The organism is Kothea flammea, from assembly GCF_052161645.1.
Lineage (GTDB): Bacteria > Planctomycetota > Planctomycetia > Pirellulales > Pirellulaceae > Laterigemmans.
The window spans coordinates 902652-925562 of record NZ_CP197414.1 but is presented as its reverse complement, the minus strand read 5'-3'; the positions used below and the strand labels follow the sequence as shown (position 1 = coordinate 925562).

General features: G+C 56.3%; 19 protein-coding genes. 3 read left to right on the top strand and 16 right to left on the bottom strand.

All coding sequences use genetic code 11. The features are described from left to right. Nucleotides 1-5: 5 nt before the first annotated feature. From SH139x_RS03180 to SH139x_RS03105, 16 genes are all read right to left on the bottom strand, one after another. Nucleotides 6-716 (bottom strand): hypothetical protein, encoded by a 711-nt coding sequence (locus SH139x_RS03180; protein WP_488353837.1) that lies wholly within the window; start codon nt 714-716, stop codon nt 6-8. A 146-nt stretch (nt 717-862) separates the two neighbouring features. Beyond that, nucleotides 863-2488 (bottom strand): endonuclease/exonuclease/phosphatase family protein, encoded by a 1626-nt coding sequence (locus tag SH139x_RS03175; protein WP_488353836.1) that lies wholly within the window; start codon nt 2486-2488, stop codon nt 863-865. Beyond that, nucleotides 2485-3201, bottom strand: coding sequence for a cysteine hydrolase family protein (locus SH139x_RS03170; RefSeq protein ID WP_488353835.1), 717 nt, complete (start codon nt 3199-3201; stop codon nt 2485-2487). Before SH139x_RS03170 ends, SH139x_RS03175 begins: the two co-directional genes overlap by 4 nt. Nucleotides 3202-3252: 51 nt before the next feature. Further along, nucleotides 3253-4545, bottom strand: a complete 1293-nt coding sequence (locus SH139x_RS03165) for an allantoate amidohydrolase (protein WP_488353834.1) — start codon at nt 4543-4545, stop codon at nt 3253-3255. 28 nt (nt 4546-4573) lie between these two features. Further along, on the bottom strand, nt 4574-6529 hold the full coding sequence (asnB, locus tag SH139x_RS03160; protein ID WP_488353833.1) for an asparagine synthase (glutamine-hydrolyzing): 1956 nt from the start codon (nt 6527-6529) through the stop codon (nt 4574-4576). Nucleotides 6530-6566: 37 nt separating this feature from the next. Further along, nucleotides 6567-7643, bottom strand: coding sequence for an aspartate/ornithine carbamoyltransferase family protein (locus SH139x_RS03155; RefSeq protein WP_488353832.1), 1077 nt, complete (start codon nt 7641-7643; stop codon nt 6567-6569). A gap of 75 nt (nt 7644-7718) precedes the next feature. Further along, nucleotides 7719-7844, bottom strand: a complete 126-nt coding sequence (locus tag SH139x_RS03150; protein ID WP_488353831.1) for a hypothetical protein — start codon at nt 7842-7844, stop codon at nt 7719-7721. Nucleotide 7845: 1 nt separating this feature from the next. Next, the gene (locus SH139x_RS03145; RefSeq protein WP_488353830.1) at nt 7846-9309 is read right to left on the bottom strand and encodes a sodium:solute symporter family transporter; all 1464 of its coding nucleotides are present in this window, start codon (nt 9307-9309) and stop codon (nt 7846-7848) included. After that, nucleotides 9302-10030, bottom strand: a complete 729-nt coding sequence (locus SH139x_RS03140; protein ID WP_488353829.1) for a hypothetical protein — start codon at nt 10028-10030, stop codon at nt 9302-9304. Before SH139x_RS03140 ends, SH139x_RS03145 begins: the two co-directional genes overlap by 8 nt. Nucleotides 10031-10093: 63 nt before the next feature. Beyond that, nucleotides 10094-11212: an HTTM domain-containing protein gene (locus SH139x_RS03135; RefSeq protein ID WP_488353828.1), complete on the bottom strand. Its 1119-nt coding sequence runs from the start codon at nt 11210-11212 to the stop codon at nt 10094-10096. After that, a complete protein-coding gene (locus tag SH139x_RS03130) occupies nt 11209-12030 on the bottom strand; it encodes a hypothetical protein (protein WP_488353827.1) in 822 nt (273 codons plus the stop codon). Before SH139x_RS03130 ends, SH139x_RS03135 begins: the two co-directional genes overlap by 4 nt. 220 nt (nt 12031-12250) lie before the next feature. Next, a complete protein-coding gene (locus SH139x_RS03125; protein WP_488353826.1) occupies nt 12251-13477 on the bottom strand; it encodes a TIGR03000 domain-containing protein in 1227 nt (408 codons plus the stop codon). A 560-nt stretch (nt 13478-14037) separates the two neighbouring features. Further along, a complete protein-coding gene (locus SH139x_RS03120) occupies nt 14038-15315 on the bottom strand; it encodes a protein-L-isoaspartate(D-aspartate) O-methyltransferase (protein ID WP_488353825.1) in 1278 nt (425 codons plus the stop codon). Nucleotides 15316-15439: 124 nt separating this feature from the next. Continuing rightward, nucleotides 15440-17101 carry a Ppx/GppA phosphatase family protein gene (locus SH139x_RS03115; protein WP_488353824.1) on the bottom strand — a complete coding sequence of 554 codons (1662 nt, stop codon included), beginning with the start codon at nt 17099-17101 and terminating at the stop codon, nt 15440-15442. Nucleotides 17102-17174: 73 nt separating this feature from the next. Next, nucleotides 17175-17789, bottom strand: a complete 615-nt coding sequence (locus tag SH139x_RS03110; protein WP_488353823.1) for an HAD family hydrolase — start codon at nt 17787-17789, stop codon at nt 17175-17177. A gap of 59 nt (nt 17790-17848) precedes the next feature. Then, nucleotides 17849-18637: a 3-keto-disaccharide hydrolase gene (locus SH139x_RS03105; RefSeq protein WP_488353822.1), complete on the bottom strand. Its 789-nt coding sequence runs from the start codon at nt 18635-18637 to the stop codon at nt 17849-17851. Nucleotides 18638-18913: 276 nt separating this feature from the next. Between SH139x_RS03105 and SH139x_RS03100 the strand changes: the two genes are divergently transcribed. The 3 genes from SH139x_RS03100 to SH139x_RS03090 all read left to right on the top strand — a co-directional run bounded on the left by SH139x_RS03100 (nt 18914) and on the right by SH139x_RS03090 (nt 22639). Then, nucleotides 18914-20278 (top strand): PQQ-binding-like beta-propeller repeat protein, encoded by a 1365-nt coding sequence (locus SH139x_RS03100; protein WP_488353821.1) that lies wholly within the window; start codon nt 18914-18916, stop codon nt 20276-20278. 189 nt (nt 20279-20467) lie between these two features. Beyond that, on the top strand, nt 20468-22111 hold the full coding sequence (locus SH139x_RS03095; RefSeq protein ID WP_488353820.1) for an OprO/OprP family phosphate-selective porin: 1644 nt from the start codon (nt 20468-20470) through the stop codon (nt 22109-22111). Between the two features lie 96 nt (nt 22112-22207). Then, nucleotides 22208-22639 carry a hypothetical protein gene (locus SH139x_RS03090; RefSeq protein ID WP_488353819.1) on the top strand — a complete coding sequence of 144 codons (432 nt, stop codon included), beginning with the start codon at nt 22208-22210 and terminating at the stop codon, nt 22637-22639. Nucleotides 22640-22911: the final 272 nt, after the last annotated feature.

The following is a 22911-nucleotide window of genomic DNA, read 5'->3' as shown; positions in this document are numbered from 1 at the left end:
GCGAATTAGCCGCCAAACACGTCGTCAACCGGTGCCGGAGGCAACTCCTCCGCAGGCTCCGGCACGGGGGCCGGCGCGGGTGCGGGGGCCGGTGGTGCCGATGTCGATTCAGCCGATTCCGGAAAGACTTCCGAGTATACATCCTCTTCTCGCGGAAATCGCAACAGCAACGTATCGGGCTTGATGACGCTGGCGTAAAACGGATCGGGCTGAGGAGCATTTTCCCTATCCCACCACTCGATCACGTGCCGCGGCTTGCTCAAAAAAGCCGCCAGCTTGTCGGTCGGAACCTGCTTTCCGGTTAAAGTCCAAGCGGTACAATCGCCCAGCGGCACATCGATACGCTTCTGCCCGACCGGGATCTGGACAGTATATGTTTGTTCAACTTGCTCGGTGTAAGGCACCATCACCGTGTAGGTCCGTTCCTCGGTCACTCCATTATTTTCGACTGTTCTCGTTCTGGTTTCGGGAACTTGCTTCATCACATTCACCACGCGAGTCCTCGTCTCAACTCGCCAATCGGTCACCATCAAGGCCAACGCGGGCTGACCATCCTGCTCGCCGACAAACTTGGCGACCGCCAAACTGCCCAGGTCCCACTGCGGCCCCCCAGCCGGTTTCCAAACATTCGACTGCTGTCCCCGAGCCAATTGGCCCGAGCAGCATAGACCGAGTAACAAACAGGCTGTGGCACTTGCCCGAAACACGCTACGCATCACTCTCTCCACGCAACAACTAAGAAGCAAAAAAAACAATGACCTCTCAAACCGGATGGCTATCATAATCCATTATGACCAACATCCAACCCTCACCCCTCTGCGGCACACGACGGATGTTCGGGCAGTGTTTTCCAGACAACCTCCTAATTTTCCGCGGGATGAAACCGCAATTCGGCCAACACTGGACGATGATCAGATACCAGCGGTTCATCAATCACTTTGGCATGTTCCACCGACCAGGCGCCCCGCGGAGCAGTAAAGATAAAGTCAATTTCGATCTTGGGTTCCGTCGAGGAAAACGTAAAACGATCCTCCGCCGGTTTCTTTACTTCGCTAGCTATGGCCTGAAACAACTCCAACGTTCGCGAGCCGGGTTGATCATTGAAATCCCCCAACAACAAATAGGGCATGTTCAAGCCGCGCAAATAATCGGCCAACACTTCAGCCTGCCGAAAACGAAACGCATCGTCACCAACCCAATCAAAGTGCACGCTAACAACCATAATCGATTCGCCACCTGGCATCCGCACCTCAGCAGCCAAAGCGATGCGAGGTTCGTTTCCAGTTGGCAGACGAATCGACTGCACATGACGAAACGGGTAACGCGACAAAATTCCCATTCCATATTGGCCGCCTTGGAAATCCATAAAGGCGCCAAAGGCGGCGTGCATCCCCAAACGACGTCCCAGCTCGGCCGCTTGATTCTCACTCCCGCTCCGCTTGGCGCGCAAATCGACTTCTTGCAGCGCGATAAAGTCAGCTGCCAGCTCGGCTAACCGGTCGGCGGTTCGAGCCACGTCGACTTTGTTATCCATGCCACGGCAATGTTTAATGTTGTAGCTGACCGCCCGATACGATTGATCGCTAGAGCGCGGTGGCTTTTCCAGCAACTCGAAACGGGTATAAACAGCGGCGTGATCCGAGGGAAATCGCTCGGCATGGCTGTCAATGATCTTTGCGGCGCGGGCGGCCAGACGGTCCCCGCGATAGTAAACAAAATCGATCCGATCGGCTTCTTGCTCCGGAAAACGGGGTGTCCAAGTTCGATCGCCAAGCCGATCAATCTGAGGATTGAGCTCGCGATAAGCATCCCGAAAACCGGCTTCGATCAGGATGCGACTGGTTGGCCAATCGACAACCGCCTGATACTGATCGCGGGCCACTTCGCTGTAATCAAGATGCGACATCGAATTGAAATCGCCAGCGATAATCACGGGCACGCCAGCATATTGTTCACCAGCCAAACGACTTTCAATGGCCGCGTACAGCTTGCTCAAATCCTCCGCGGATGGAGCACAGACCCGCAGCATCCCGGCAACATCCCGCACATCGCGGGTGCCCGGTTGCCAAATCTCGCCATCGAACGGCAACCAAATCGAATACATGGCAACGCGAGTTTGATCAGGCAGTTCGATCAAGGCTCCCACACACTTGAACTCTTCAAAAACAGAAATATCCTCGACCACCGGATAGCGGCTGAGAATGGAAACATTCGTGCCGCGAGCATGTAAATGAAAGCCCAGCGCCTCGGCAATCAATTCTCCCGATCCATAAGTTTCCTGGAGGGCAACCAAGTCGACGCGGCTATCTCGAATCACATCCACCACGCGTTGCGGCCCAACCTGCTCTCCATCCTCGCGACCACCTCGCCAGATATTCCACGCTAAAACGTCGACCTTCGGCTGAGCATCATCGGCCGCCGTCCGCTGGATGCACGGACTGATAGTCCAGGCACTCAGTATGAAGACGATTATGCGCAAATAATTCATGTGCGTTGAACCTCGCTAACGGCGCTGATCGCTTCCTCGAGCGAAACAATTCTGGCATATCGATCTCGCAGCGTCGCCAAAGACGCATAATGAAGATCAGGGGTCACCGTAGCACAACAATTTTCCACCAGCGTAACGAGGTATCCCAAGTCACAGGCATCCCGGACCGTTGTCTCCACGCATTCGTTCGTGTAGACACCGACCACATACAGTGACTCAATGCCTAAATTGTTGAGTACGTAATGCAGATTGGTGGAAGAAAAAACACCGCTTGCCGTTTTGTTAATGATAATTTCATCGCGTGTCGGATCGGGGGCAACCTGCTCGACAAACTCAGCTTCGCGAGAACCGGGAGGTGCCAACAACTGCAGCCGCTTGTGCCCTTTGCTGCGGTCACGTCCATCTCGCGTCAACGACTGGATGCGGGTGTGGATGACTTCCAGACGACTTCGCCGAAAAGCGTCTTGCAGCTTCCTCACATTCGGCAACACGGTCCGCTCGAGCCGATCAAAATAATACTGCTGAGCCTCTGGATGGACACCATGCGTGGTCGCATCTTGGAACACACCGTGCCCGGGTGCGGCATCGAGGTATTGCAGGTCGATGCAGAGCAGCGCCGTGTGCCGCTCAACCAAAAATTCCTCATGCTTAGGATTGTCAATGAAGCCTTCGTGATAGACCTCTTTGAGCGGATCAATATAGTCGTCGTTCATCGACGTCCGGTACCTCGAAATAGAGAACAGTGGCGCAACAGTCACACTAAGTTAACTGCTGGCTCCGTCGCTCGGTACCGGCTCATCAGTCATTCGCGTCAAGGTCCGCAGCATTAGATCCGCACCCGCTTGGATATCGTGCCAACTGGTCCATTCTTTTGGCGAATGGCTTTGCCCATCGCGGCTGGGCACAAAGATCATCCCAATGGGGGCGATCGAGCTCACGATCTGGGCATCATGCGCCGCCCCGCTGGGCATGCGTTCGTACTGTAAATTTAGTTCGGCCGCCGCGTTGGCTAAGTGATCGATCACCCAGGAATCGCAGGCAACCGGCAAAATCCAGCTCTCTTGGCGAAATTCGAACATCAGCTTGCTGCGTCGAGCGATTGCGGAGAGCGTTTTGCGACAGGCCGTGGCCAACTCCTCCATGACTTCCTCCGACGTGTCGCGGACATCCAAGGAAAACTCCACCAAACCGGGGACCGTGTTGGCAGAACCCGGCAGAATTTGCGCACGTCCGATCGTCGCTCGGCTTCGTTCACTGCCATTTTCCGCCAAGATCCGTGGCAACTCATGGGCAAAATCGGCCAGCCCCATGAAAGCATCGTTGCGCATCGGCATCGGCGTTGTGCCGGCATGGTTGGCTTCGCCCCGCAACCAAACGGTCCATTTAAAAAGCCCCGTGATGTCTTCGACAATCCCCACCGGACATTTCAGCGAATCCAACACCGGTCCCTGTTCGATGTGCAATTCGAGATAGCAACGAATGCTCGCCGGATCGCGATCGGCATCGAGGGCGGCCAACGGGTCGAGTCCCGCATCGATCATCGCATCGCGTAATCGCACACCATCCAGGTCGGTGGCCGCTTCGATCCGCTCCATGGAGATTTGCCCAGCAAAGGCTTGGGAGCCGAGCATACCGCCAAACCGCCCCTCTTCGTCACTGAAAGCAATCAGCTCGATCCCCACCCAGGGCACCACCCCCTGCTCTTTCAGTCGTCGCAAGCACTCCAGTCCCACCACCACGCCCAATGTTCCGTCGAGCGCCCCGGCGCAGGGCACGGTGTCGATGTGCGAGCCCACGATCACGCGAGGTCCATCGCTCTGCCCTTCCAGCAAGGCAATCACGTTACCCGCGCCGTCGAGCCGACCCTCCAACCCGGCCCGTTCGATCCGTTCCAGCAACCAACGTTTTCCTTGCATGTCGGCCGGGCTAAAAGCTTGACGAAAAATTCCTCGCGTCTCGGGCTCGCGGCCAATTTCGGCCAACTCCAAAATGTCCGCTTTGATTCTACTTATATCGACACGCGGTAATGCTGCGGATAAATCGGACTGCTCTAACACGCGCGTGGCTCCTCAACATTGGCTCAACTTAGACAACAACGGCAGCATCATCCAACTCAGGGGGTGCTTCCCCGTTGGCAAACTGGCCATCCAAAATGTGCAACTGGAGTAAATGATTAATCAAAATGTCGTTTCTGCGGGCCACCGTGGAGTCGGTTTCTTGCCAAGCGGCGGTCATCAATTCGTCAACCTTGGCGCGATCAAATAAACCGGCCGCCTCAATCCGTTCCGGGGTCAGCCAGCGAGCGGCCAGTTTTTCCACAGCGCCCCGTTTTTCGACATCGGTGTGGGCGGGCGGCGCCATGAAAGCGAATTTCTCCCGCTCATATAACTCGCGTGGCAAGACCTCAACCATCGCCTCCCGCAACACCCATTTCTCAATACCGTTTCGGATTCGCATATCGGGCGGAATCTGGACAGCATACTCGGCGACATGATGATCAAGAAAAGCGGGCCGCGCCTCCATGCTGTTAGCCATGTCCATACGGTCGCCACCCCAGGTCAAAATTTGACCTTCCAACATCGTCTTACACCAAGTGTACTGAGAAATATCCAAACGATGGCGATCGCGGACTCGATCGGGCGAAATCTTGTTGGCAATCTCCGCGACGGGATCATAACCATCGAGCGTTTCACGCAACTCTTCGCTGAGCAACGGATAGACGCGCCGCAACGTCAGCATCCAGGGCTGAATCCAGGAAGGTGTAAACCCGCAAAGATCTTGCCACGCCTCGTGGGTCAACATCTCCTCGGACAAAATCGCGCCGGCGAACACACCCGCTTCGCCATCGACGCCCAAATAATCACGTTTAAAAAAAGGATAACCCCCAAACAACTCATCCGAGCCTTCACCGGTAATCACCGCCTTGTAAGCGCATTGCCGAACTCGCCGACTCATATGCCATTTTGCCACGGCCAGAGTGTTATAAAAAGTCCGCTCGGCATGCCAAGTGGCTCGCTCGAAAGCAGGACCATACAACTGCTTTTCACTAAGCCGCAACAATTCTTGTTCCGCGCCGGTCCGCTGAGCCATACGCTTGGCGATCGCCGATTCATCGTAATCGGTATGATCAAAGGCAATCGTAAACGCTTTGATGGGCGATTGTTGCAAACTGGTGGCCAAACCCAATATCGAACAGCTGTCGATACCACCGGAGAGATAACAACCGACTGGCACATCGGCCTCCAATCGAGTCGCCACCGCGTCGATCAGACGCTGGCGAACACCCTCGACGTAGGGCGCGGGGTCGGCTCCCTCGGGATGGCTGGTGGGAAAATCGAGATCCCACCAACATCGATCTTCGACTTGCAGCCGCCCACCTTGGCGGGTAATGATTAACAAATGCCCCGGTAAGACTGCCTGCACTCCTTCAAACGATGTTGTCCCGGGCACCATGACTTGCATCATTTGGTGTAGCGCCGCGCGGCGACACAACCGCACCGGTACGGCGGGGTGCTGCAGGATGGCTTTGACTTCCGAACCCCAGACAATTCCGTCCGACGTCATGCTGTAATACAGTGGCTTGATCCCGAAACGGTCGCGTACCAAAATCAATCGTTCCCGCTCCGCATCGAACATGGCAAAGGCAAATTCACCCCGCAGTTGATCGACAAATGCCATGCCATCGCGTTGATAGAGCGGCACAGCGATGGCGCTGTCACTTTTAATCGTGCACTGATATCCCTGGCATGCCAATTCGGCACGAATTTTCTTATACCCGTAAAACTCCCCATTAACGGTGGCCGTAATTCGCCCATCGTTGGAAACGATCGGCTGATGGCCATGGTCCAACCCCACGATCGACAACCGCGTGTGCCCCATCGCCAAGCCGACCTCCGCGAGCCGTTTAACACCACGATCATCGGGCCCACGGTGGGTCAAACAATCGAGCATTCGCTGCAGCGCGCCGCCATCCCGTGACACTTCATTCGGCGAAGACACGCGCGTGTCATTCGGAAACCAATATCCTGCTATTCCACACATAGAACTTTTTGTTCGTTTATTTATATGTTGTATGTAATCAAGGCGAGTTAATACGATCCAACCGATCAAGCACTGAGACCAACACCGCTTGCCGCACAAAAACAGCTCCCGCGGCTTGCGCAAAGTAGAGATTGTGCTCGGTATCATCCAGGTCGACGGACAATTCGTCACGCCGCGCCAAGGGATGCAAGATCGCCGCACCAGGTTTAAAGTTACTCGTCAGATCCAACTTGTAGCGGCTGCCAAGTTGACGATAGCTATCCCCAAGAAACGCGATCGAGTTGACATAGACGACATCCAACTCGGGCAGCACCTCTTGCACATCATTGGTGATATCGACCGGGATCGGCGAATCCTCGATGGGGCCCGTCAGATCAAAGCCAACGGGATCGGCCATCTCACTGATCAAGGTAATCCGTTCGACCGCCCCGCTGAACTGAATCGATAATCTGAGAAAGCTTTTCACCGCCCGCATCGAACCCGGCGTGCCGATAATGCCCAAGTGAATTCGCCGCGCGGGCGGACAATCGGCACGAGCCAACTCGGGTCGCCATTTCAACAGCGCATACCAATCAACCAGCGCTTGAGTGGGATGATGCCCTGATCCGTTTCCGGCGTTGATGAGCGGTCGTTCCAGGTTTTGACGAATCTCCTCAATGCTGCTGGTATCGGGATGCCGCATGATCACGATATCCCCGTAGGTGTTAAACATTTCACCGATGTCGGCTAGTGATTCACCCTTGGCGATCCCGGTCACTTGACCATCGGGCACGGAGAGCACTTTTCCATCGAGCCGCAGCATGGCGCTCTCAAAGCTCAGCCGCGTCCGCGTGCTGGCTTCAAAGAAAGCCGTGATGGCAATCTTTCCATCGAGCGGTTTGGCAACCTCGACGTCGCGCGATTCCAGCATTGCCGCCAACTGGCAGAGGGCCACGATCGTCTGGCGATCAAACTGACGCGCATGCACGATCGATTGCCCAGCCAATGCTTGCAGCGGAGGACAATCTAATTGCGGTCCCAGATGACTGAGTAGAGGATCGACCTCTAACTGAGCACCCTTGGAATTTCTCGCAAAACGAGGCAAGCGCTGATCGCCAACTTGCTGTTCAATCATTGTTTTTTCCTTGGTCCAACGCTTCCGAAGGCCAACGCGAGGGCTTTGAGCAGGAGTACACACCCCGCTAAACCATTACCACATTCGCTTGTGTTTGATATCTGCAACCAACATGACCAACAGGGAAAGCGAGCCGAAGAGGCAAAGAGCCAAGCCACTGCTGATTAGGATCTTCAGAAACCAAAGTGGGAAAAGTGACATCTTAAATACCTCCCTGTGGATAGTCCGGCGATTCCACAGCCGATAGCTGAGCAAAGTCATATTGTTTAGGAACCAACCAAGTCACGGTGGCAAACACCACGCCCGAGACGGCGGCCCCGACGAGCGAAGCCACAAACCAACCAATTCCCCAGTAGGCCGCCAACCCGCAGAGACTTCCCACAACCATTGCGGAACACGCTGCCAAAGGGCCCGGTCGTTGAAAGTACAAACCACCCAGGATCGGCCAAATGCAACTGCCGACTAGTGGCCCGGCAAAGAACAGTACGGTGGCCAGCGTGCCAACGTTCGGCCACGCTACCGCCCACGCTAACAAGCCAAGCAAAACCACGCAGATTCCCGTCCAACGCCGTTTAGCGGCATCCGTTAAAGCTCGGCCGCTACGACGATATAGGGGAAAAACCAAATCGTGCGCCATCAAGTCCGCGGTGGCTGCCAGCAAGCTATCGATGCTCGATGCCAGAGAACAAAAAATCACCACGAACACCACCAAGGCACCAGCGCTTCCCAGCAAACGAGCAGCCACCAGCGGACCGACGGTGTCGGGTTCACTGATGCCAATCCCCAAGGCCGGGGCGGCCAACCCCAGAAACCCAGCCACGATTGGTACCGGCAACCACAACAAACCGGCAAACAAATATGCTCGTCCACCAACTGACGCCCGCATCGCAAAGGCCCGACTCCACCACACGTTGCTGTGAAAGATCTCACCAAAGGAAAACAACATATTATTGAATAAAGCCATCAAAGCGGCTGGAAAAAATATACTTAACAACATTGGCCGCTCGGTCACCAGCTCCGTGTGAATCTCGCCGATGCTGACGCGGCTGAGCACGGCAAAAGCAACCAACACCAAAGCCAACAAGATAATCACACTTTGAATAAAGTCGGTGCCAATCACGGCGTACATCCCGCCAAACAGCGTGTACAACACGCAAACCAAGAGCACGACCGTCATGCCGACTGGATAAGGGATCGCGGCCAACACGTTGAGCAACTTACCACCCGCCATGGCCATCGAAATCAGCCACGTCAAGGCGTAAAAAAAAGAGATCAACAAAAATGGCACAGCCCCCAGCTGTCCATAACGACGCCGCACAAACTCCACCGCCGTAAAACCCTCGGGCATTAAGCGGCGAATTCTCGAGGCCATCGGAGCAAACGCGAACAAGCCGAAACTAGCCGTCGAATAGGCCAGCATCCCCCAGACACCTAATTGCAAAGCGAACTGGGGTGCCAACATCGTGGTGTTGCTGGTGATCCAGGTGGCGACAGCGGTGGCAGTCCCCATCGCCAAGCCCACGTTACGGCCAGCCACCGCGTAGCCTTCGTAGGTGTTCGCTTTACGCCCCCACCAAATACCGAGCGCCACCCAAGCCGCGCCGAACAGCCCCAGCAATAGATAACCCATCGATGCATCGAGCACCGGCTCGAATCCATCAGACATGATCACGCTCTCCTGCGGGAACCGACTCAACGAGCTGCCTTCGCTCGTGGGTATCGCGTTGGCCACCAAACCATAAGACGCCAAACATCACTAGCACCACGACCAAACCGAGCGACAGCAACGCAAAGGCAAAGGGCAACGGCCAATGCTGCACGACTACGACGGTGCTTTCCGGGGCGCGGGCGATAACTTGCCCCTCAGCATCCAACGCTCGCAACATAAACTCGTGGTCACCATCGACCAGCCCAGAAATGAAGGCTTGTGGTAGACGTCCCTCGTAGTAGATGACGCCTCGCGAATCAACAACCCGATACGCGGCGGCAGTCGGATGCAACGCCCACTGCAGCGTGGCAGTCCCATCTTTGACTGGCACCAATTCGGGAGCAGGGGGCTGCAAAGCAGCAGACTCGATAGCAGCCCGCAACTGGGCTAATCGCTGCGGCGTTAACGACTGTTTGAAACCGGCCCAAGCGGCGTCTGCGCGGACGGCTGGGAAATTTTCGTCGCTGGCCTCAGTCGCCGATGATTGCGCATGCGTAATTGTCGGAGCTGACGTCGGCAAGCCAAACCCCAGCAGCACCAAGATCAACTTTAAAGCAGGGAGAAACCAATGCTTGGCCAGCGGCACCGGCTCGTGCTCGCTGCTGATCTCTGGATCAGCGGATGCGCACCACCCCCCCAAACCGCTTGATGAGAGCTCGGTAGGGACCAGCAATTTCAAAACAAAAAAGTTGGCGATGCGGCGATCGACGGGATGGAGTAGCAGATAGAGTTGCCTTACGGGCTAGGGCTCCAACCCTAAAACGATTTCGCCGCTGGTTTCCACCCGCAGACGTTTTTTCCCCAAAGTTTTCGCTAATCGCCCCCACGATTCAGGAGCAATAAATGCTGCGTTGGCGACAATCATCATCACACCAAAAGTAATCATCCCCAAGAAAATAGCGATCCCCCCATGCACCATCACCGCCATTGCCAGCACCAGCGGACGCGTCATGCGAGGCCAAACCAGCGCGCAGTAAAAAGTCTCCCAAAAGATCGTCAAGTGAGTCAGCGCGGCGAACAGCACCGGAAACCGTGCCAGCCAAGTTAAATCGTTGGATTGGTACTCATAGTTCGCAGCGGCAAACCACAATGCCGTACCATCCCACCACATTTCCCCGCGAGCTTTCCACAAGCCTCCGAACAAATAGATGACACACAAATGCAGTTGCATCAAACGCGTTGCCACGTTGGCCGCCACCGAAGGAACAGCTGCCGGTAACCAGTACCGCCAAACTGCCGGCAACTGGCCACCATGCTTGGCCGCGAGTTTTCTCCGCAGCACCGCATCGAGGCTGAAAACCGCTCCCGAGGGAGCAATCACCAAGTAAGTCACCAACATCGTGGTTACTTGATCGAGGCCGAACAACGAACCGGTCAATCGATGCACGAACATCAACTGCAAGAACCAGCTAAGCGGAACGGTGAGGCGAGTGGCCAGCCCAATCGTCATGCAAAACGTCGCGACGATCGCCAACCACTGGTGCAACCATAACTTGGTCGGCGAATCGATCAACCACAGGTAACTCCAGCCCCCATCGCTGGCACCGTAGGCACCTTGATGAAGCCCCTGAGCCACTTCGTTGTTAATCCAAGCGTTAGGGCCCAGAAAGGAAAGCAAGTCGCTGGCTAAAACCAAATGCGTATAGAGCAACATCGCCCCGGTGGCGATGCGGATCATCGCCAGCGTGTGCGAGTGGCGAGGTGTGAACCAAAATTGATCCCAGCCATCGATCCAGGACTGCCCCCAGCCCCAAAGCGCCGCCGGCCAACTTGCGGTGGCCGAGTCAACGACCGCATTGCGATCACTTGGCGATTCCATTTCACGCACTGCACCCACCTCAGCTGAGTCGCTTTTGCTCATGGCTGGACTCCGCTGAACGGTTGCATTGCGGCGTTGGGCGCACCAAAGCGAGGCCAGCTCGGTACCGGCTCCGGCTGTGCATCATACAAATCGTCATACAAATCGACATACAAGACGGGGTCATTCAACGGCTGTCCCTGCTGCAGAAACTCAGGCAAGCCAACTAATTGATGCTCGACCCGCTGCAACCGCACCATCTCGGTCCCCCAAGCTGTTTGCAAATGCTGGCGGTACGATTCGCGAATCGCTTCATACCGTTGACGATCCAAGCTCCATCTCTCCGCTAACCCCTGATCGCCAGCCAACTCGGAAGGGGCCGACTCGAGCGGTGGCAGCGGAGGCTGAAACGTGTTGTGCAGGAATTCGGTCAGCATAAAGTGCCGATGGTATAGCAACCTCGGCCACTGACGATCCCAGTCGGGAAACAACAGCGTCACTGGCTGCTCAGGAGGTCGCTCAACGGTGGCCCGCAAGAGATGGCTGGGGCCTGGATCGGGGGCAAAAAAAGCATAGCCGTGATTTAAATAAGTGAATTCACTGTAACCGCGGATAGGCTTGTAAAAAGCGGCCGCCGCGGGGCTAGTCCCGGTCGGTCCTTGCGTGGCGAATTCGATCGGGCGACCCAAAATCGCCCACAACTGGCCAACAATGAAGATGCTGGCCAGCAAACGCCAACGCTTGGCAAGGGGGCTGCCCAAAACGGCACCGCTGGCTTGAGAGCCGCCAGCAATGGGCCGACTTGCCGCACCGGATAAGCTGGCCTCCTGTTCGAGCGGCGATCTTCTCTCGGACGCCCTGCGTCGTTTCGCCCTTGCCATGTTCCATTCCACCCCAAAGTATGACGCGAACCTACTGTGCTTATGTTTTAACTTGCCAAGGCCCAGCTCGCGAGCGGACCAGCAAGCGAGCGGACCAGCAATTAAAAACCGCTGGCCAACAAAAAAACCCGCTCCGAAGGAGAAGCTCCTCGGGAAGCGGGTTGTATTAGGATCATGCTAGCTGTGGGTGCCGAACTGGCCACCAAGCGAGCTCGATCGATTAGCGGCTGGCGAGTTCAGACTGATCGAACTGTACGGCCAGCTTTTTGTGACTGCCACCGACGAGCCGGATCGTCTTTTCCTTGGAAACCTGACGACCGTCGCGTTGAACCGTGACGCGAATCGTGTAGTCATCCCAAACTTGTCCGGGCTGCAACCGCGAGGTGCGGAAAGTCCGCTCAGTACCCGACAGCTTGGTCTCGGCACCGGCCAACGTTACTTTGGCGTCAGCGGGAACTTCGAGCGTCAAAGAAGTTTCGGCGGCTGCAACGCGAGTATCGGACTCTGGCAAATCGAATACCAGCCGTTCCATCACTCCGCCGCGCAGACGAACCGATTTGGTGTCAACAAACGACTGGCCATCAACCACTTGCTCAACTCGCACGTTGTAGGTGTACGAGAAGCCTGGCTTCAGGCCATGCGACAGGTATTGGCGAACAATGCCCGTGCTGGTGGTGAGGTGATCGTTGACGTAAACCTTGGCATTTTCGGGAACGGCAACGGTGAGGATAGCGGTTTCTTGATCGATCCGCGCTTCAACATCCGCATCACCCTCTTCGGCCGATGGGACGTTCTGCATCGGACTGCCGCCCGCTTCAACGCCGCTGGGCGACGACTGATAAATTGGAGCCGCATCGTAGACTGGCATCGCGCTGCCGTAGCTGCCAACGCTGCCGTAACTGCCGGTGCTGCCATAGGAAACAGACGGCGCATAATAGCTGGTGGAGCCGCTCGACGCGTAACCGCTCGAACCATAACCGCTCGAACCATAACCGCTCGAACCATAACCGCCGGACGAGCCATATCCGCCGGACGAACCGTAGCTGCTGGCACGATAAGTCACATAGCCGCTGCTGCCATGGGACGCCCCGCTGCTGCCGTATGACGCGCCGCTGCTACCGTGAGACGCATGTCGGGCCGCAAAATGAGCATGAATGCCGCGGAACAAGCGACGAACAGGTCCGACGTGGCGACCGGTGCTACCACCACTGCTGGCGTAGCCGCTTGACCCGCCAGAGGACGCGTATGAGCTGGTATAGCCCGAACTGCCGTACGAGCCGCTACTTCCGTAACGAGCCGAGTACGAATAACCCCCACTGGACCCATAAGAGCCTAATGACCCGTGCGATCCATAACTACCAAAGGAACCCCAGCCTGCCTGCAAATCACCGGTGCACCAACCAGCGACTGAGACTGCGAGCACCGCAACCAAATGTCGTCGAACCATCGAGACGAAAACTCCATAAAAGTGTAACACCGATAACGGGCCATATCCCCGTACTAGAATAGTGCATACGGTGCGCCGTTCAACTGGATTAGGAAGAATTTAGCGAACAGGCGATAAGGGCAACCCAGGGGTAATCAGAAGACTGTGCGGACTAGGCAGATTGCCCACCAAGCGAGCCACAGATGGTGCTCAAAAAACCATCACCAACCGCAACTAACTTTCAAAGTGAAAGTGTAACAGGCATCTTGCCTGTAAGTGGAATAATCATCTTGCAAAGGCCCTTTAGGGCCAGCCCTCGTGTCCGGTGTTCAGGCTTCGCCTGGTTGCGATCCCCGGCGGAGTTCCTCAGGTCTAGCCAAGACCCTTTGTTGCGGCTGCATGTCATCCACAGCAAACGTTGATCGCAAACCCCAAGAGACAGCGGGCAGGAAAATTCCAAGGATATATTTCCCTGCCAAACTTCAAGGACCTGTGTCAACTCAAAGGGGTCGAACATCGCCACGCCCTCTTTCGAAAACCGAAAACAAGGCCTGACCCCGGCAAAGCCCTTCCCGGTTCCTTTATTGCAGCGCCTCAATTTTGACGTCATCAAAATCGACCTGGCCCGTGGCACCGAATAAGCCAATTCTCAAGATGGCTTCCCGAGTCTGCGGGGGGACCCGAAATGTTCGGCCGTCGAGTTTCCAGTCGCGAGTACCGCGAAAAGTGCTGATCCAATAATTGCCCAAATTGCGACGCTCGCTGTCGTAGAAACTGATCGCCACGGTGGGGACTTGGTCAGGTCGTAAACCGGGCTGTACGTCGCTGGTGCGCACGCGGGCTTCGACTCGCAGCCGGGGAATCACAGTTCCATCAATTGCCAACCCTTGCAAGAGGTGCGAATCGCGGCCCGGCGTTTCGTTGGCAAAGCGAACAAAATGGCTATCTGGGCCACTGCCGGAGACCAATTCGACCTGCCTCCCGTAGTACCAACCTGGCACAAACTGGCCGCCACCAAGCCCCAGCGCGGGAGAAACCTCGGGAACCTTATCGTCATTCGCGTTGCCGCCGGAAATTAGCTCGCTCCTATCAGGCAACTTGGCTTCGAAGCTGCCGTTGACGACTCGGGGGTTCTGAGGATCGGGCTGTTGCTGCCGCTGGGATTCGGCCGAACCGGTCATCGGCACGAACAGCGTCGGTCGCAACGCTCGCTGCACCAGCTTGCCGTCCTGCTTGGTCATTAAATACAACGTTTGCTGGTACCTTTCCCCAACGGGAATCACCATCCGGCCCCCTTCGCGTAATTGGTCGACCAGCGGCTGCGGAACCGATTCGGGACTGCAGGTGACGATGATTGCGTCGAATGGTGCTTGCTCGGGCCACCCCTTGAAACCGTCCCCCACCCGCACGTGCACATTCGTGTACTCTAAACGACTAAGGTCTCGAGCCGCCTGCTCACCCAGTTCGGGAACGATTTCGATCGTGTAGACCTCGCTGACCAGGGGACTCAGCACGGCCGCTTGATAACCACTGCCGGTACCGATCTCCAGCACTTTGTCCGTCGGCTCCGGCTCAATCGCTTCGGTCATCGCGGCGACGATGAAGGGGCTGCTGATCGTTTGCGATTTACCGATTGGCAAAGCCATATCGAAATAAGCTTGATCCCAAAACCGCCGCGGCATGAACTGGTGGCGGGGCGTATTGCGGACCGACTCTAGCACGCGGGGATCAGAAACACCTGCCGGGGCGACGTAATCACGCACCATTCGCTCGCGAATTTGGGCGAATTCATCGGCCCCACCAGCGTTGGGCACAAAGATCACTCCCGCCATACAGAACGTCCAAAAAACCTTGCTCATCGCGGACATCAGCAACACACTCCGCAGTAATTGGAGAAAACGCGGGCGGCCAGCCGAGCAACCCACCCTGCTCCAGCCTAGCACCATCACGCCGCCAAAGCACCGATTGACAATGAAAAATCGCTCAATTCCCAGGCCTCAGCAGCACGGTGACACCAAAAATCTCTTCAAACAGCCCCGCATTCTGCCTCATCGACAGTTGCTCCAAAGAGACGTCGTCGACCCCAGGCACGCGAATCACCAACCGCTCACGCTCACGCAGACAACGCACCTCTTTGACTCGCCCCAAACGCGACTCATCCAAGGCGATGGCCAGTCGCAAAATGGCCGCCAATTTGGAAACCACGACCCGTTGATCTCGCCCCAGCATTGCATACCCCTCGTGACCCGGTTGGGGATAAGCGCGTCGATGGTAACGAGCCAACAGCGAGACCAGCAGCAAATCTTGTCGACTGAGTCCAAAAATCTCGCTGTTACGAATCAAGTACATGGCGTGCTTGTGATTGCTGCGAACGTTGACGAACATCCCAACTTCATGCAGTAGCGAAGCGACCGACAACAGCACCTCATAGCGGGAATCGAGCTGATGCAGATCGGCCAGCTCGGCGAACAACTTGCGAGCCAGTAAATCAACTTGACGGGCGTGCGATTCATCAAAATCAAATTTACGTCCCAAACTAATGGCACTGCGAATAATTTGATTGCGAAATTCAGCCGTCCAGCGTCCTTGGGAAGCCATATCTTGCAGCAAGCCATCACGCAGATTGGTGCTGGAAACCAAAATTTGGTTGAGCTCAAAGCGACGGGCCAACATCAAATAAGTCAACAACGCCGGCCCCAATGTTTCGGCTTCTGAAAAACTAATTCCATAACGTTGCACTACCTCGTCGACTCCTAATTTCATCGCCTCGCTAGCCAGCTCGTCCAAAGCATTCACGTTTAACCTGGCCAGGCCATCTTCATCCCAGTCAGATAAGATCTGGCGAGCGGCAAAGCGGATATCGCCCCCCAAGGCAATGACTTCGATCCGCATGTCGGCCCGCACCTCTTCACTGATCCTCGCCACGGTGCGTCGAATTTGACTTTCCATCAGCGCCCGCCGCTTGCCAGCTGGCGCGCCGAGCGAACGCAACGTTTGCGCCAGCCGCAGAGCGCCCAAACGGTAGGTGTTGGAGAACAGCACGTTGCCGCCACGCACGACCAACATCTCCGTGCTGCCGCCACCAACTTCCACCACCACTCCCTTGGCGTTGGCCAATTCCGGATCAGCAGCCAAATGCGGTTGAATCCCCATGTAGGTGATCCGATTCACCTCGGCTTCATCAATCGGCTCTACGTGCAAACCAGTGGCAATATAGATCCGGTCCAGAAAAGTCAGTCGGTTTGCCGCTTCCCGCACCGCACTGGTGGCGACGACATGCACCTGATCATGCTGAATGCCATACTCACCTAACACTCGGTCATATGCCCGCAAGACCCGCACGCACTCCTCGATCGAACTGCGGCGAAAACGCCTCGCCGTAAATGCGTCCTTACCCAAGCTGACCGGCTGGACCAACGTGTCGAGCAAATGGATCTCGCCGCTATCTCGGATCTCTGCGATCGCCATGCGGATGCTGGTCGCACCAATGTCAATCACAGCGACCGTCCGCGGCGGGGCGATTTCCCCACGCCCCACATCATCCCCACGCCCCAAATCGACAGCCAGACTCTCCGCAGCAGTTGCCGCCGGCGCTGGCTGCCCGTCATGTGGCTGATGCTCGGGATGTGGTGATGATGGTGCCATGTTCAATCTCAGCTCGAATCTCAGCTCGACAACACAAATAACTTAGAAAGACCACGCCAGTGAGCAGACGCTGTCACAATCCCGGCAACAAAGCTGTTAACTGCTTTGTTAACAACTCGGCATCATGAAACAGCTCAGCCCGCCAACCCGCTTCGCGAGCCGCTTCGATATTCTCCAACCGATCATCCGTGAAGAAAATCTGGTCCGCGGGGACCCCGGCGATCGATTGAGCTGCCTGGTAGATTTCCGGCTCAGGCTTCATGCGACCAACTTCGTAGCTCAACACGGCTTCACCAAACCAGCCGCTGGAAACCGACCAAGCCTGCTGCTGGACCCAATTCCAGTGTGCCGGACAGGTGTTGGAAAGAATGCCCAAACGCGGCTCGCTGGCAATCAGCCGGTCAAGCAAAGGTTGCATTGCCTGGTTGGGGCGAAACATGGCCGACATCTCACGCAACAAATCTTCACTGTCACAATCGCACCCCAATTCGGCACGAAAAGCGGTCGCGAAAGCTTCGCAGTCCAACTCGCCCCGCTCGTAACGCGTCTCCACACCCGAGCCATACAAAGCGGAAAACACCGCCGCTTCGGAGTGTCCAACCAACCGCGATACGTTTCGGCAAGCATCGTTGGGATCAAAATGCACCAGCACGTTGCCCAAGTCAAAAAAGATATAACGTATCGACAAAGTAGATTCCTTCGGTGGCAAAAGATTGCGACTCTATGATTGCGACTCAGTGGTGACGATTACCGGTCTTCGGACAACTCTTGAATGCGTATTTTACGATAACTGGCCTCAGCTGCTGGTCCGCCATGTATTTGCACGGCAATCACCCCGCGGCGAGCAATTTTGGCATCCGGCTCGATATAGTCGACCGTCTGAGTGCCGTTCAGCCAGATCTGCACCCGCGGACCCTGACAACGAATCGTCAGAGCGTTCCAGTCGGCCGGCTTTAAGACCTGCCGAACCAACTCCGCCTGCGGCTCCGCTAACATCTTGTTCCTCCGCGACTCGTCGTACAAGGCGCCCCAGACGGGACGATCCCAAGCGGAACCCATATCGGCTTGGTAACCCGAGACCTCGTGGCTGCCGGGAATCTTCGCGGTGCGAAACTGAACGCCCGCGTTATCCCCCTTGCCCACCAAACGCGCTTCCAAACGCAACTCAAAGTCACCGTACTCGGCTGTCGTGCAAAGGAAAAAATTGTGCGGTATTTGCTTGTCCAACGCGCCCGCCACAATCGCTCCTTGATGACAACGAAACCACTCGGAGTCACCCGTCCAGCCCGCTAAAGTCTTGCCATCAAACAGGCTCACAAATCCCCGCTCATCCTCATCCTCGCCCTCGCCCTCGTCCTGCTGGGCTGCTGAGTCCTGCTGGGCTGCGTCCTGCAAATTCAGCGGGGGCGAGGCCAGCAAGCCACCAGTTGGCAAGGCGATCAGCAGCCCCAAGATGACCGACAACAAGCTGCGACGTTGCGGTGACGAGTAGTATTTGGCAAGGCCAAGCCGAGCAGCGAGCGTGATCGCGATCATCAACGGGATTCCTTAACGGAAGGAGGGCTTAACGAAAGGAGAGCTTAACAGCTGGAATGTCACAAGCTTTGAGCAAGGGGGCCGCCAAATGACAACTTGAGGAACTGACAATTTGAGGAAATTGGCGACACCCAGCCCGTGGAGCGGCAGCCCGACGCATCCATGCTACAATCGCGGCAGATGCTCGCGTCGCCCGGCCGTCATTTTTTTGTGGCGACTGCGCTCGCACAGCATACTTCGCCGCGTATCTGTCATGTTTCCTCAGGTTCCACGATCATGCAATCCCAGCAGAAAAACAGTTTTTCCAGCTTGCCGCCGCGAGCGTTTCTCAGCGCGTCGCTGTTGTTCACAAGTAGCTTATTGTTGGCACTCAGCGGTGGGCAACCAGCCCACGCCGACGATTGGCCCCAATGGATGGGCCCCGACCGCGACAATCAGTGGAAGGAAACGGGCATCCTCAGCACATTTCCCGCCGACGGCCCGGCGGTGGTTTGGCGGCAGAGCATCGCCGGCGGATATTCAGGGCCAGCCGTTGCCGGAGGCCGGGTCTTTGTCACCGACTACGTGACTGCCGAAGATGTCCAAGTCGCTAATTTTGAACGCAAATCGTTTACCGGCATCGAGCGGGTGCACTGCTTGGACCAAGCCACCGGCAAACCGCTGTGGCAACATGAGTACCCGGTCAAATACAGCGTCTCCTACCCGGCCGGCCCCCGTTGCACACCGCTGGTCGACGGCCCTCATGTTTACACCCTGGGAACTGAGGGGCACTTGTTCTGCTTCAGCGCCGCCGATGGCAAAATCGTCTGGTCAAAGAACTTGCCCGTCGACTATGCCACCAAAACGGCCCTTTGGGGTTACGCCAGCCATCCGTTGATCGACGGCGACAACTTAATCTGCGTCGCTGGCGGCAACGGCTCGCACGCGATCGCCTTGAATAAACTCAATGGCACGGAAGTTTGGCGCACGCTGTCGGCCAAGGAGCAAGGATATTCGCCACCCACGATCATTACGGCTGGTGGCAAACGGCAATTGATTCTCGCCCGCCCCGGCGCCGTCAGCTCGGTCGATCCTGCCACCGGCAAGGAATACTGGTCCGAACCTTACGAGGCGACAAACGGTTCGATCATCATGTCGCCGATCAAGACCGGCGAGTACCTTTACGTGGCTGGCTACTCCAACAAAAACCTATTGCTCAAACTGGCTGCCGATCAGCCTCAAGTCGAATACCTCTGGCAGGATGAAGCGAAAAAGGGGATCTCCCCGGTTAATGTCCAACCCCTGGCCGATGGCAACACCATTTATGGATTTGACCAAGCGGGCCAACTGATGGCGATCGATCTCCCCAGCGGGGAACGACTATGGCAGACCAGCGACGCGATCGGGGGCCGCGCCGCGGGGACTGACACCGGGTTCCTGGTTCGCCACCAAGACCGCTATTTCATCTTCACGGAAAAGGGCGAATTGGTCATTGCCAAACTCAGCCGCGAGGGCTTCGAGGAACTCGACCGGACTTTTTTGATCGACCCCACAGGCGTAGCTTTTGGCCGTCCCGTGGTCTGGTCAGCACCCGCTTATGCCGACCGCAAAATCTATGTCCGCAATGACAAAGAGATCGTGGCGTTCGATCTGAGGGAGTAACCCCCCCGACCGTAAAGTCCACCTAAATTTCGCAAGCCTCAAAGTCAGCCTTCCCAGTCGGCAGCTTCCCGATAATTTCACGCAATATAAATTTTCGGGTTCTATCGATTGTGGTGATGAACCGACCTATTCCCGCTAGGCCACCGGGCAGGCCGAAAGACCAGTGACTTGACTTGCGAAGGACGGGAATTGAACGACCACAATGCACCACGGAAGAAGCTTGGGGCCGAGGGAATATTCATATCCCTCGGCATCTTCGCCTCACTGCTCCTCTTGGAAACTTCTGCGATTGCCCAGACGCGGCTGAGCAATGATCCGGAAACACCGCTTTTCGGTACTCCCGCGGCGGAAGTTCCAATCAGCTTTCGCGACGGTCCTCAGCAAACCACGGCGGCTGGAAAACAGAGTGCCGAGGGAGAAGGAGAGGGAAATGGAGAGGCCGACGGGGATGAGAAGACTGAAGGAGAGAAGGAAGAAAAGCCGGACATCGAGGAGCTAAGTCGTCGGTTGGCCGAAATGGAGGAATCTTGGAGCGAGTTCCAGGAAAAAGTAGCTGACGAGAAAGCTGCCAAAGCTAAGAAGCCGTCGACAACGATCAATGGTCGTGTGCACCTCGACTATTGGTCATTCCTCGACAACGACCCGGCGATCGGCTATTTCGAAAACCCGAACGCCACACTCAACGGCGCACCCAACCCGCGTTTTGGCTTGGACCCCGAAGACCGGTTTGTGTTTCGGCGGATACGTTTGGAAGCCAAAGGGGACGTTCCTGGCAATATGAGCTGGCGGATTCAAATTGACTTCAACCGCCCCGCCACACCAGAGTACAAAGACGTCTTCATTGCTTGGGACGATCTGCCCCTGGGGCAAAGACTGATCTTGGGTAATCAAAAACGTCCGATCGGTCTAGACCACCTCAACAGCAGCCGCTTTAACGTTTTTGCTGAACGGCCGTTGGCGGTGGAAGCTTTCAACGAAGATGCGCGTCGCATTGGACTAGCCATGTATGGATATGACGAAGCCAGCTCGTTGCACTGGCGGTATGGCGTCTACAACTTAGAAAACACGGCAACCAGCGGTCGATACATCGGTGAATCGTTGCAAGTTGGTGGATATGGCCGGCTCTCGTCCAGCCCTTGGTATGACGAGATCAGCGGCGGTCGGGGATACCAACACTTGGCGATTGCCGGCAGCATCGCACGCCCGGACGGCGACGCCACGGCTGGGGAAAGCAACTCCAACGAAGCTCGTTTTCGTACCCGCCCGGCAGCCCGCTCGAACACCCGTTGGCTCGATACGGGGCGAATCGCCGGAGCGGAGTACTTTGAACAAGTTGGCGTCGAATCGATCACCAACATCGGTGCTTTACAGATCACGGGCGAGTACTTGGCCACCTTTGTGCAACGCGACTTGGCGGTCGGTCCAGAGACCGATCTAGCATTTCACGGTGGCTATATTTACGCCAGTTATTTCTTGACTGGAGAACACGTCCCATACAATCGGGCATCCGGCACGCTGGATCGTGTAAAGCCGTTTGAAAACTTCTTTCTAGTCGACCGCTGTCGCGGTGGCTTGGGACGCGGCTGGGGCGCTTTGCAGTTAGCGTTTCGCTACGACTATTTAGATCTCTCAGACAACGACATTCTGGGCGGAGTCGAGTCCAATTACACGATGGGCCTGAACTGGCACTGGACCGCGTACTCCAAAGTACAAACCAACCTGACCTACGGCACGATCACTGACCACCGACCAGTCGTCGACCCCAACACGAACATTGCCTACACCGAAGGCGATTTCTGGATCTTAGGCAGCCGCTTTATGATCGATTTCTAACACCCCGTCAGACGGCTCGCGATGGCCACGGTTAATTCCATTTTGCGAGCAAGATCTCAGGAACGATCCAAAAACAATCTGCGTGAGGACAAAGCAATGAAACCACGACGCTCGCAAATTTTCTTCGCCACTCTGTCGATCGCCACTCTGTTGATCGCTGCTTGCGGTCTAGCAGCCGCCGCGGCAGACCAACATCTGCAACTGCGCAGCCATTGCCATTACTGTGGCGTGAAAACCTGTCGCCTCAAAGTCGAAAAGAAGCAGGAAGATGTTCCCTGCTTTACCGTCGAATGCAAAGACATCTGCATTCCACCAGTTACTTTTCCTTGGGAGTGTCGTCCCAGCCGGCCGGGCAAGGTCCGCACCATCAACGTGCTGAAATCTGAGACCTACGAAAAAACCGTTTGCAAATACTCGTGGGAAGTCGTCACGATCTGTCCGACCTGCCGCGGCGGACTGGAGCGAGCGGGTTGCGACGTGGCTCCCGGGGTGATCGCGGCCGAGTTTGACATGGAAAGTCGGCCCTAGGGCGTTTTCGATCCCTTGCCCGTTTGTTAAAGTGGCGGAAAAAGGTAGTTTACCGCAACAGCAGCTAAACCGCTTTGTTGCTAACCGTTCGTTGACATCTCGGCATCTCCCTTCCCACCAATTGGCGGTGGGACTGAGTTTGTGTTCGCAGATTCTCGGCAGGGCACATACGCGGCGCGATCTGCGGTGCGTCTGCTATGTGACTCGCCCGACATGCCGAACGGCTCAGGATCCGATTTGACCAATCAAGCCCCCACTCACGCAGCAGCAGG

Coding starts and splice junctions, on each gene's coding strand:
- SH139x_RS03180 (WP_488353837.1), bottom strand. CDS start 716: ATGCGTAGCGTGTTTCGGGCAAGTGCCACAGCCTGTTTGTTACTCGGT.
- SH139x_RS03175 (WP_488353836.1), bottom strand. CDS start 2,488: ATGAATTATTTGCGCATAATCGTCTTCATACTGAGTGCCTGGACTATC.
- SH139x_RS03170 (WP_488353835.1), bottom strand. CDS start 3,201: ATGAACGACGACTATATTGATCCGCTCAAAGAGGTCTATCACGAAGGC.
- asnB (WP_488353833.1), bottom strand. CDS start 6,529: ATGTGTGGAATAGCAGGATATTGGTTTCCGAATGACACGCGCGTGTCT.
- SH139x_RS03155 (WP_488353832.1), bottom strand. CDS start 7,643: ATGATTGAACAGCAAGTTGGCGATCAGCGCTTGCCTCGTTTTGCGAGA.
- SH139x_RS03150 (WP_488353831.1), bottom strand. CDS start 7,844: ATGTCACTTTTCCCACTTTGGTTTCTGAAGATCCTAATCAGCAGTGGC.
- SH139x_RS03145 (WP_488353830.1), bottom strand. CDS start 9,309: ATGTCTGATGGATTCGAGCCGGTGCTCGATGCATCGATGGGTTATCTA.
- SH139x_RS03135 (WP_488353828.1), bottom strand. CDS start 11,212: ATGAGCAAAAGCGACTCAGCTGAGGTGGGTGCAGTGCGTGAAATGGAA.
- SH139x_RS03130 (WP_488353827.1), bottom strand. CDS start 12,030: ATGGCAAGGGCGAAACGACGCAGGGCGTCCGAGAGAAGATCGCCGCTC.
- SH139x_RS03125 (WP_488353826.1), bottom strand. CDS start 13,477: ATGGTTCGACGACATTTGGTTGCGGTGCTCGCAGTCTCAGTCGCTGGT.
- SH139x_RS03120 (WP_488353825.1), bottom strand. CDS start 15,315: ATGAGCAAGGTTTTTTGGACGTTCTGTATGGCGGGAGTGATCTTTGTG.
- SH139x_RS03115 (WP_488353824.1), bottom strand. CDS start 17,101: ATGGCACCATCATCACCACATCCCGAGCATCAGCCACATGACGGGCAG.
- SH139x_RS03105 (WP_488353822.1), bottom strand. CDS start 18,637: ATGATCGCGATCACGCTCGCTGCTCGGCTTGGCCTTGCCAAATACTAC.
- SH139x_RS03100 (WP_488353821.1), top strand. CDS start 18,914: ATGCAATCCCAGCAGAAAAACAGTTTTTCCAGCTTGCCGCCGCGAGCG.
- SH139x_RS03090 (WP_488353819.1), top strand. CDS start 22,208: ATGAAACCACGACGCTCGCAAATTTTCTTCGCCACTCTGTCGATCGCC.